Source organism: Rhizobium sp. RAF36, assembly GCF_052114105.1.
Lineage (GTDB): Bacteria > Pseudomonadota > Alphaproteobacteria > Rhizobiales > Rhizobiaceae > Rhizobium.
Genome location: NZ_JBFREC010000016.1, coordinates 1 through 11226, shown reverse-complemented (window position 1 = coordinate 11226; position 11226 = coordinate 1). Strand labels below are relative to the sequence as shown.

At 61.6% G+C, this 11226-nt stretch carries 9 protein-coding genes and 1 pseudogene; all 10 read left to right on the top strand.

What is annotated here, in order from left to right:
* Positions 1-399 precede the first annotated feature (399 nt).
* Positions 400-738: a hypothetical protein gene (locus AB4Z25_RS29135; protein ID WP_112390939.1), complete on the top strand. Its 339-nt coding sequence runs from the start codon at positions 400-402 to the stop codon at positions 736-738.
* 139 nt (positions 739-877) lie between these two features.
* Positions 878-1084 (top strand): hypothetical protein, encoded by a 207-nt coding sequence (locus tag AB4Z25_RS29130; RefSeq protein ID WP_112390942.1) that lies wholly within the window; start codon positions 878-880, stop codon positions 1082-1084.
* A gap of 176 nt (positions 1085-1260) precedes the next feature.
* Positions 1261-2067 (top strand): pseudouridine synthase, encoded by an 807-nt coding sequence (locus AB4Z25_RS29125; RefSeq protein WP_112541131.1) that lies wholly within the window; start codon positions 1261-1263, stop codon positions 2065-2067.
* Positions 2068-2081: 14 nt separating this feature from the next.
* Positions 2082-2768 (top strand): phosphoribosyltransferase, encoded by a 687-nt coding sequence (locus tag AB4Z25_RS29120; protein WP_112541136.1) that lies wholly within the window; start codon positions 2082-2084, stop codon positions 2766-2768.
* Between the two features lie 115 nt (positions 2769-2883).
* On the top strand, positions 2884-4629 hold the full coding sequence (locus AB4Z25_RS29115) for an SLC13 family permease (RefSeq protein WP_442210520.1): 1746 nt from the start codon (positions 2884-2886) through the stop codon (positions 4627-4629).
* 75 nt (positions 4630-4704) lie between these two features.
* Positions 4705-5649: a phosphoribosylaminoimidazolesuccinocarboxamide synthase gene (locus AB4Z25_RS29110; protein ID WP_112541133.1), complete on the top strand. Its 945-nt coding sequence runs from the start codon at positions 4705-4707 to the stop codon at positions 5647-5649.
* Positions 5650-5745: 96 nt separating this feature from the next.
* Positions 5746-6348, top strand: a complete 603-nt coding sequence (locus tag AB4Z25_RS29105; protein WP_112541134.1) for a TetR family transcriptional regulator — start codon at positions 5746-5748, stop codon at positions 6346-6348.
* 155 nt (positions 6349-6503) lie between these two features.
* Positions 6504-7724, top strand: a complete 1221-nt coding sequence (locus tag AB4Z25_RS29100) for an efflux RND transporter periplasmic adaptor subunit (RefSeq protein WP_112518770.1) — start codon at positions 6504-6506, stop codon at positions 7722-7724.
* Between the two features lie 46 nt (positions 7725-7770).
* A complete protein-coding gene (locus tag AB4Z25_RS29095; protein WP_112541135.1) occupies positions 7771-10878 on the top strand; it encodes an efflux RND transporter permease subunit in 3108 nt (1035 codons plus the stop codon).
* Positions 10879-11034: 156 nt separating this feature from the next.
* A pseudogene (locus tag AB4Z25_RS29090) lies at positions 11035-11226 on the top strand (efflux transporter outer membrane subunit); the annotation flags it as partial.

The window sequence follows — 11226 nt, the reverse complement described above, 5'->3', positions numbered from 1 at the left end:
GCCAACCTTCAAGAAATCCTAGAGCGAAAGACTTCGTCGCCTGCAGCGCCGCCGCCCTCGTTCAGTGACGCGGCTTATACGGCCATCAACGCTGACCAGTCAACAGCACCCAACAAAGTTTTTTGACATTTTTGTAACAGATTGATTTGAAAAGAGGATTCTCGCGTAGATTATTCACAGCCTCGCCCTTTGTGGCGCTCTCCGGCCGAAGATCTTTATCAACCGGTCAAAAAATCGCTTTCCACCCCTCCGGAAACCGCAAAAGGCCTGCGGAAACAGCCTGATCCCCGCCGATATAATTCACGGAATGCTAAAAAACCGGCGGCGCAAAGCCGCCATCGGCGCGGAACCTAATCCGTCCTGCGGTGTTCTCTCACCATTGCAGGAAAGGAGACCATTATGGCAGCCAATACCGATGACATCCGTTCGTCCGTCAGCAAGGACATCGCTTCCCTCCAGCAGGAAGTGTCGCGTTTGCAGAAGATGATATCCGCCCAGGGCGCCGAAGCCTATTATGAAGTCCGCGACCGCGCCGGCAAGGCGTATGACGACGCGCTTCCGAAGGCCAAGAATGCGGTCGCGCAGATCCGTGCCGAAGGCGTCGCCGCAGCAGGTGCGGCCCGCGAGCACCCGGCAGCCACCACCACGGCGCTGGCGCTTGTCGGCGCGCTCGGCTTTCTCGCCGGCTATCTCTTAAGCGGCCAGCAACAGCCGCCGCAGCGCAACTGGTGGCGCTGATACCGCGACGCACAATAACTATGACTTTTTACGGACCTTGGTGATCTTAAATTCGCCAAGGTCCGTAAATACTTATGTCTTATAAAAACCTATTTTTAATGCCACATATTCAAGCATAATAAGGAGGGAGGAAATGATCATGGAAAACAGGAAGACCAACTGCATCGTCGAGGTCAGCGTCAATAGCGCAAACGGCCGTCGCGCGATCGGCATCATGAACATGCAGCAGGCTCTCGACCTGCCTGAAATGGCAAGTCTGTCCTATACGCATCCCGACCCTGTGAAGGCTGCGGCCGGCATTACCATCAGCCGTCAGGAACTCGCAGGTTTCCTGGCCTATCATTGACCGGCACAGCGGCACTCAGACTGCATTTTTAGACGGCGCTCTCCGCGCCGCTGGTTTTTGACGTGCGCTCTTATTACTGCAATCCCTGAAATTCTCTGGATTTTGACCGCCCATGCTGGCGTCCATTTGCCGTTCATGCCAAGAACCTTCGCCATGAATGGAAGAAGGACAGCGTATTGAAGGAGAGGCGCCCACCGCAGAAACTGCGTGATCGCGCCCGGCCCGGCCCCGATGCCAGCGGCAAGCGGGTCACCCTGCCCCGCGCCCTGTCGAAGCTCGGCTTTTGTTCCCGCACCCAGGCGGAGCGTCTGATTGCCGACGGGCGGGTGCTCGTCGACGGGCGCAAGATCACCGATGCCAGCGCCTGGGTCGATCTCTCGACCGCTAAGATATCGGTCGATGGCACGGCGATCGCCGCCGAAGACAAGATCTACCTGATGCTGAACAAGCCGCGCGGCCTAGTGACCACGCGCCACGATCCCGAGGGGCGGCCGACCGTCTACGACTGCCTGAAGGATTTCGACGCCCCGCATCTGTCGCCGGTCGGCCGTCTCGACAAGGCCAGCGAAGGCCTGCTGCTGTTCACCAACGACACCAAATTCGCCCAGACGCTTCTCGACCCGATCACCCACGTGACTAAGACCTATCATGTGCAGGTCGGCAGGATCATGGATGGCGAACTGCTGGCGGAGATGACCTACGGCGTGCGCCATGACGGCGAATTGCTGAAGGCGACCTCGGCAACGTTGCTGCGCAGCGGCGATCGCAACTCCTGGATCGAGGTCGAACTTGACGAAGGCCGCAACCGCCAGATCCGCCGCATGCTGGAGGCGCTCGATACCGAATGCCTGCGGCTCGTGCGCGTGGCGATCGGCGGACTTGAGCTCGGTGAATTGCCGAAGGGCGCCGTCCGGGCATTGACCGACACCGAGCTTCGCGATCTGCGCCGCCGCACCGGCATGGAAAAGACAAGACGGGATTGAACCGCAGCATGACCATGGCCCCCCACGACTTCTGGCAGGAGATCCACGCCCCCGGCAGCTTCGAAACCACCGGTACTTTCGCTGATTTCTATGTTGCCGGGCTCGAGGACGGCCGCCAGCTTCGTCTGCCGATCCGCATGCTTTCGGATGGCGAGCACGCGCTGGCATCGCTGATCGTCAATCAGGCGAGCTTTACCGTTCTGGATACGCTGGCCGCGGCGCTGGCGGCAAAGCTCGCAGCCTTCGAACCCGATGTCATCGCCGGTCTGCCGACGCTCGGCCTGACGCTTGCGGCAGCCGTCGCTCAGAAGCTCGGCCATGCGCGCTATGTGCCGCTCGGCACCTCCCGCAAATTCTGGTATCGCGACGAGCTGTCCGTCGAGCTCTCGTCGATCACCACGCCCGGCCAGCAGAAGCGTCTCTATATAGACCCGCGCATGCTGCCTTTGCTCGAAGGCAGCCGTGTCGCCCTGATCGACGATGTCATATCGAGCGGCGCCTCGATCGTCTCAGGCTTGAACCTGCTTAGCGCTTGCGGCATCGAGCCGGTTGTGATCGGTGCGGCGATGCTGCAATCGGATCGCTGGCGAGGCAGGCTGGCAGCATCGGGGCCGCATTGGCCGGCCCGGACGATCGGCGTGTTTTCGACGCCGATATTGGAAAAGACGGCCGATGGCCGATGGCGCGTTCCGGCTCCCTGATCACCGCCGCCAACGCGGCCGGTCCTGAGGATTATGCGATCTTTCTCCCGCCTCTCTCTATACAGCCACGCCCGGGCCGCTACATTCGGCTGACGGTTGCAACGCGAGCCTGCCCATGAATGTCGAGCAAGCCTCTCTGCTGGTCCTCCTCGCTACGATGCTCGTTCTGTTTTCCCTCGACCGTTTCCGCATCGAAGTCGTGGCGATCGGCGGATTGCTGGCCGGATTTCTTCTGAAGCTCTACCCGGCAGAGGCGGGCTTTTCGGGCTTCGCAAGCCCTGTCGTCATCACCGTTGTCGAAATACTGCTGATCGTTCAGGTGCTGGCGCAAGCGAAATTCTTCGACGGGCTGGCCCAGCGTTTTCAATCGGCCGGCTGGCCGAATGTCGCTGTCATCGCCGCACTTGCCGGGATCACCGGCTTCATCTCGATCTTCATGAACAATATCGGCGCCTTCGCCATCATGCTGCCTGCGACCCTGCGCGCCGGAACGGTGCTGCAGATCCCGAGGCGCCAGCTGGTCATCCCGATTTCCTTCGCCGCACTGCTTGGTGGCCTGGTGTCGCTGATCGGCACGCCGGCCAATCTGCTCGTCAGCGATGCCCTGGCAAAGGCAACGGGAACGGGATTCCGTTTCTTCGATTTCGCCTATGCAGGCCTGCCGGTGGCAATCGCCGGGATCCTGCTCGTCTCCGTCCTCGCCGTCCGGCTGTTTCCGGAAACCGACGGCGACGTCTCGGCGCCGCCGCCCGCGACCCGCCGCATCGTCGCAGAGCGCGAAATCCCGGTCACCTCGCCGCTCGCCGGCACACGGCTGGCCGATTGCCCCAAGCGTTTCGGGCTGCAACCGCATGCTTTGATCCGCGGCGGCACTTTCGTCTTCGGCAGCCTGACGCAATCGGTGATCACTGCGGGAGACATACTGCTTGCCGAAGGCGCTGATGCCGTCTTTTCGGATCTGGAGGCAGAGGGAGCCCTTGCCGCACCCATCCATCCGAACGGGCTGCAGACCGATTTCGCGCGCGTCGAGGCCGTCGTGATGCCCGAAAGCACGCTGATCGGCTCGCGCATCCGCTCGCTCGACGTCTTCCGCAATCGGGGCGTCTCGGTCACCTCGCTTTCGATGCGTTCGCCACGCATCGAGGGCCGCTTCGAGGATCTGCAGCTGTCGATCGGCGATATCCTGGTGCTGGAAGGCACGCGGGATGCGATCGCCGAGGCACTCGAGGAATGCGAATGCCTGCCGCTGGCGACGCAACCGGCAACAAGCAGCGTCAAGGGATCGTGGCGCCCTTTCGCGATCTTCGCCGCCGGTGTCGCGCTCTCGGCCTTCGGCCTGCTGCGGCCCGAAATCGCCTTTGCCGCCGTGGTCTTCGCGCTGGCCGTGACCCGGTTTCTCAACATCCGTCAGGCGATGGCCGATATCAACTGGCCGATCGTCATCATGCTGGCCGCGATGATCCCGATCGGCTCGGCGGTGGCGACGACCGGTACCGCCGAAGTGCTGGCGCACTGGCTGAGCCTCGCCGTGCCGATCTCCATGCCGCTCGCCGGCATCGCGCTGCTGCTCTTCATCGCCATGGCGCTGACGCCCTTCGTCAATAATGCCACGGTCGCGATCGTGCTCAGCCCGATCGCGCTGGAATTCGCCGCGGCCGCCCATCATCCTCCGGCTGCCTATCTGATCGTCGTGGCCGCCGGGGCCTCGCTGGATTTCCTGACGCCCTTCGGCCATCACAACAATACGCTGGCGATGAGCATCGGCGGCTACCGGGTTTCGGACTTCCTGCGCGCCGGTGGCCCTCTCGCCCTGCTCGGCTATATAATGACGGTGCTGATCGTCGCGGCCGTCTGGCTTTGACCGCCATTTGCTTGACATCGCCCGCAATGAAACTAGAGCAGGGATGAACCCCTCCGACAAAGGAATGCTGAGCCCGTGCGAATCCTATCCGAAGCCCATTTCCCCGAACTGCCGAACTACTACCGCGGCAAGGTGCGCGAAAATTACGATCTTCCGGATGGCAGCCGCATCATCATCAGCACCGACCGCCTCAGCGCTTTCGACCGTATCCTGACCTGCATCCCTTACAAGGGCCAGGTGCTGACCCAGACCGCCCGCTACTGGTTCGAGGCGACCAAGGACATCTGCCCGAACCACGTGATCGCCTATCCCGATCCGAATGTCGTCGTCGGCAAGCGTCTTGACATCCTGCCGGTCGAAGTCGTCGTCCGCGGCTACCTCGCCGGAACGACCGGCACGTCGATCCTCACTCTTTATAAGAAGGGCGAGCGCCAGATGTATGGCATCACGCTGCCTGATGGCATGCGCGACAACCAGATCCTGCCGGAACCGATCATCACGCCGACCAGCAAGGAATTCGACGGCGGCCACGACGCGCCGCTGACGCCCGCCGAAATCACCGGCAAAGGACTGCTGACGCAGGAGCAGTGGGACACGCTGTCGAAATATGCGCTGGCACTCTTTGCCCGCGGTCAGGAAATGGCGGCCAAGCGCGGCCTGATCCTCGTCGATACCAAATATGAGTTCGGCACCGATGCCGACGGCAACATCATCCTCGCCGACGAAATCCATACGCCGGACAGTAGCCGTTACTGGCTGGCTGACAGCTATCAGGCCGCCTTCGAAAGCGGCGGCCGCCCCGTCAGTTTCGACAAGGATTTCGTCCGCGCCTGGGTGGCCGACCGCTGCGACCCCTACAAGGACGCGATCCCGGAAATCCCCGCCGATCTGATCGAGCAGACCTCGGCCGTCTATATCAAGGCCTATGAGGCGATCACCGGAAAGACCTTCGTCCCCGATGACAGCGACGAAACGCCCCTCGCCCGTGTGCGCACCAACCTCGCGCCCTATTTCGCCTGAGCGCCTGAAGCCGGCCTGCAGAGATGCTTGCAGGCCGGGCTTCGATCGCGCTAGCATCGAATGAAAGCGAGCCGGCAAAGACCGGCAGGGGGCTGAATGGCACGCAGGCCGCGACGAAAGGCCGAAGAGACACGCGCCGACATCCTGTCGATGGCAGAGATGCTGTTTCGTGAACGGGGTTATGTCGCCGTCTCGATCGCCGACATCGCGACCGCCCTCGGCATGTCGCCTGCCAACGTCTTCAAGCATTTCCATTCCAAGACGGCCCTGGTCGATGCGATTGCAGAAATCCATCTCGGAACGATGGCCGACCGCTTCGGCTCCGTCGACGGCGAGATGCTGCCCAAAGAGCGGCTGCAGCGCTTCGTGCTCCGCCTGCTCGATAGCCACCTGCAGGATATCAAGGACAACCCCTATATCTTCGAGATGGTTCTGACGACCATCGAAGCCAAGTTCGAGGCGGGTAACCGCTACCGGGAGCGTATCGAACAGCGGCTCCAGCAGATCATTCAGGACGGCGTCGCCTCCGGCGCCTACCGCTGTGCCGACCCGCATCGCGCCGCAATCACCGTCGCCGACGTCCTCGCCTGCGTCCTTCATCCGGTGCTGATTGCACGCGATGACAAGGAAACGCTCGTTCACAAAGCACACGATATCGTTTGTTTTGTTGATACCGCACTGCAAAATAGCGCTTGCTAAGTGACGATTCCTGACATACGTCACTTCGGAAAGCTTTTCTTAAATTCGGATTGATGGCATTTGAATCCGGATCAACCAGCCTTTTAATATGTCGCTTGTTGCCGGCCGGAAGGCTGGTCCGGTCTGTGAATGCCATCTGCATCAAGGAATTCAGAATGATACGGCGTGCCCTCCTCATCACCTCGGCTCTGGCAATTGGCGGACTGCTCGCAGCCTGCAGCGATAGCGGCAACAAGCAGGGAGCTGCCGGCGCTGGCGCGGCAGGGGCTGCCCAGCAGGCTTCGCCCGTCGGCGTTGTGGCACTCACCAAGGCGAATTACCCGGTGACGACGATCCTGCCTGGCCGTGCTGAAGCCTTCCAGACCGCAGATATCCGCCCGCAGGTCAGCGGCATCATCCGTGAAATCGCCTTCCGCGAAGGCGGCGAAGTCAAGAAGGGCGACCTTCTCTACCAGATCGACGACGCGCCCTATATCGCCACGGTAGAGCAGGCAACGGCCGCCATCGCCAAGGCGGAAGCCAGCGTTCCGAGCGCCCAGAGCAATCTCGACCGCTACCAGCGCCTCGTCGGCAGCGGTGCGACGCAGATTGAATATGAAACCGCCAAGACGACGCTGCTTCAGGCCCAGGCCGAAGTCGCCTCTGCCAAGGCATCGCTGGCCTCGGCGCAGATCGATCTCGACCACACCAAGATCATCGCTCCCTTCGACGGCGTCATCGACCAGACCGCCTACAATGTCGGCAACGTTGTCGCCGCCAACCAGACGACAGCGCTGACGACGGTGCGCCAGCTCGACCCGATTTACATTTCGTTGACGGAATCGAGCACCAACCTTCTGAAGCTCCGCGATGCGATCGCATCCGGCGAGGTGAAGGGCGAAGGCGCCAACGTCGCCTTCCGCGTCATCCTGGAGAACGGCAAGGAGTACAATCAGAAGGGCAAGCTCGACATGTCGAAGCAGATCGTCAGCGAGACGACCGGCACCTTCATCATCCGCGTGCTCTTCCCGAATCCCGACCGCGTCATCCTGCCCGGCATGTATGTCCGTGCCACCGTCGAGCTCGGCTCGGAAAACGGCTATGCGCTGCCCCAGCTCGCAACCAGCCGCGATGCCAATGGCCGCCTGACGGCGCAATTCGTCTCGGCCGACGGCAAGGTCGAGAGCCGCGTCTTCGAAGACGCGACGCCTTCCAACAACGCGTGGCTCGTCACGCAGGGCATCAAGGACGGCGACCAGCTGATCGTCAGCGGTCTGCAATCCATTACGCCCGGCATGCCGGTGAAGCCGGTTCCCATGAAAATCAATGAAAACGGTGTGGTCGTGGCTGCTGAGCAGCCTGCGGCCGGTGACGCTCAGAAGCCCGCCGCGAAGTAAGTCGCGACGCCTTTCACAGTGATCCAAGCCGCACAGGAATAAACTGATGGCCAAGTTCTTCATCCGACGCCCGATCTTTGCGTGGGTCATCGCGATCACCATCATGCTCGCGGGCCTGCTCGGCATCTATACGCTGTCGATTTCGCAATACCCTGATATCGCCCCGACTACGGTGCGCATCAACGCCACCTATCGCGGCGCCAGTGCCGAAACCGTCGAGAAATCGGTGACGACGATCATCGAAAAAGGCATGACCGGCCTCGACGATCTCACCTACATGACCTCGACCTCATCGACCGGCTCGGCCAGCATCTCGCTGACCTTCGGCAACAGCGTCGATGCCGACATCGCCCAGGTGCAGGTGCAGAACAAGCTGCAGCTCGTGCAGTCGCAGCTGCCGGGAGACGTCATCGACGCCGGCATCAGCGTCACGCGCTCCACCTCGAGCATCCTTCTCGTCGGCTCGCTGGTTTCGACCGATGGCAAGCGCTCCTCCGTCGATCTCGGCAACATCGTTTCGAACTCGATCGAAGATCAGGTGCAGCGCCTGGAAGGCGTCGGGAGCATCAATATCTTCGGTTCCGGCTACGCCATGCGCGTCTGGCTGGATCCCTACAAGCTGCAGAAATTCCAGCTGACGCCAAGCGATGTGACCTCGGCCATCGAGGCGCAGAACACGCAGGTCTCCGTTGGTTCGCTCGGCGCTCAGCCGACCACCGAAGGCCAGCAGCTGAACGTCACGATCACAGCCCAGAGCCAGCTGACGACGGTCGCCGATTTCGAGCACATCATCCTTAAGGTCGAGAAAGACGGATCGACGGTGCGCCTCAGCGACGTCGCCCGCATCGAGATCGGCCAGGAAAGCTACGGCGGCTCGTCGCGCTACAACGGCAAGCCCTCGACCGGCTTCGCCGTCAACCTGGCGATCGGCGCCAACGCCATCGACACAGCCGCCCGCGTCCGCGAATCGCTCGAGAGCATCAGCGGCTCCCTGCCCGAAGGCGTCGAGATCACCTATCCCTACGACACGACGCCCTTCGTCGAGCTGTCGATCGAAAAGGTTATCCACACCCTGATCGAAGCGATCGTGCTTGTCTTCGTCGTGCTGCTGATCTTCCTGCAGAACCTGCGCGCCACGCTGATCCCGACGATCGCCGTGCCCGTCGTTCTGCTCGGGACCTTCGGCATCCTTGCGGCGACAGGCTATTCGATCAATACGCTGACGATGTTCGCCATGGTCCTGGCGATCGGTCTGCTCGTCGACGACGCCATCGTCGTCGTCGAAAACGTCGAGCGCATCATGTCTGAAGAAAAGCTCTCGCCGCTCGAAGCGACCGAGAAATCGATGGGTGAAATCACCGGTGCCATCATCGGTATCGCGCTGGTTCTGACCGCCGTCTTCATTCCGATGGCCTTCTTCGGCGGCTCGACCGGCATCATCTACCGGCAGTTCTCGATCACTATCGTCTCGGCGATGCTTCTCTCGGCTCTCGTTGCGATCGTGCTGACGCCGGCGCTCTGCGCCACGATGCTGAAGCCGGTCAACGAGCACAAGAAAAACCGCGCCGGCGAATGGTTCAACCGCAATTTCACCCGCTCGACCAACGGCTATGTCCGCAGCATCGGCTACCTGCTGAAACGCCCGATCCGCGTCATGCTCGTCTTCCTGATCGTCGGCGCCGGTTGCGCCTACCTGTTCACCAAGCTGCCGAGCTCGTTCCTGCCTCAGGAAGACCAGGGCGTGCTGCTGACTATCGTCACCACGCCGCCGGGCTCGACTTCGCAACAGACCCAGGCCGTCGTCGAGAAGGTCGAGAAATATTACCGCGAGAACGAGAAGGACGCCGTCGATTCGGTCTTCGGCGCCCTCGGCTTCGGTTTCAACGGCTCGGGCCAGAACAGCGCGATCGTCTTTACCAAGCTCAAGGACTTCTCGCTGCGCACCGACGAGAACCTGCATGCGCAGGCCGTCGTCAACCGCGCGCTTAAGAACTTCTTTACCATCCGCGAGGCGCAGGTCTTCGCGCTGCTGCCGCCGGCCATCCAGGGTCTCGGCGTCTCCAGCGGCTTCTCCATGTATCTCGTCGATACCGGCGGACATGGCACGCAGGCGCTCGACGCGGCATCGAAGCGGCTGATCCAGATGGGCAACAGCAGCGGCAAGATCGTCGCGCTGCGCAGCAACAACAAAGAAGTCGAACCGCAGATGAAGATCATCATCGATCAGGAGAAGATCGGTGCGATGGGCGTCGACATTGCCTCGGTCAATTCGATGCTGTCGATCATCTTCACCGGCCGCGACGTCAACGACTTCACGCTGAACGGCGAGATCAAGCCCGTCTACGTGCAGGGCGACGCGCCCTTCCGAATGCAGCCGAGCGATCTCGATCACTGGTATGCCCGCAATACGGCTGGCGAAATGGTGCCCTTCTCCGCCTTCACCACGACGGAATGGGCAAAGGGCGCCCCCTCGCTTGCCCGCTTCAATGCGGTCAGCGCCATCCCGCTCGACGGCGCCTCGGCGCCGGGCGTCAGCTCGGGTGACGCGATGAACGAGATGGAAGCGCTGACGGCGCAACTCGGCGGCGGCTATACCGTTGCCTGGCAGGGGATTTCCTATCAGGAGCGGCTTTCCGGCTCGCAGGCGCCGATTCTCTACGCGATCTCGATTCTCGTCGTCTTCCTGTGCCTTGCAGCGCTTTACGAGAGCTGGTCGATCCCGTTCTCGGTGATCATGGCCGTACCGGTCGGCGTGCTCGGCGCGCTTGCTGCGGCGACGCTCTTCGGCCAGGCCAACGACGTCTACTTCAAGGTCGGCCTGCTGACGACGATAGGACTAGCGGCGAAGAATGCGATTCTCATTGTCGAGTTCGCCAAGGACCGCATGGAGACGGGGATGAGTCTTCTGGAGGCGACTCTCGAAGCGGCAAGGCTGCGTCTGCGCCCGATCATCATGACCTCGCTCGCCTTCATCCTCGGCGTCGTGCCGCTGGCGATCGCGACCGGTGCCGGCTCGGCGGCCCAGAATGCCATCGGTGTCGGCGTTCTCGGCGGCATGCTGGCGGCGACCGCGCTCGGTATCTTCTTCGTTCCGTCCTTCTTTGTGGTCATTCGCCGGGTCTTCTCGCGGCGCAAAAATGAGGCGGGAGTGTGATAAAAATACACTGCCAGAATGACTGACTCATTGCTACATTGCCGCGGAACTGCTTCGGCATGGTGTATCTCGTTGGCACGGAGCGCGGCCGATTGCGAAGCATGATGCTTCGGACAAGAAATTTAGAACTTGGTCGAGTTACAGGAAGAACATTGCATGGTATCTCTTCGTTATGCCACACCGGCATTGATGCTTTTGTTGGCCGGCTGCGTGAGCGGTCCGGATCATGTCCCCCCGGAGATGCCGCTTCCCGCGAAGTTCGGTGAAGGCGGGGTCAAGAGCAATGGTGATGTTGCGACCGCCCAGTGGTGGACGGCCTATCGCGACCAGCGGCTGAATTCGCTGGTG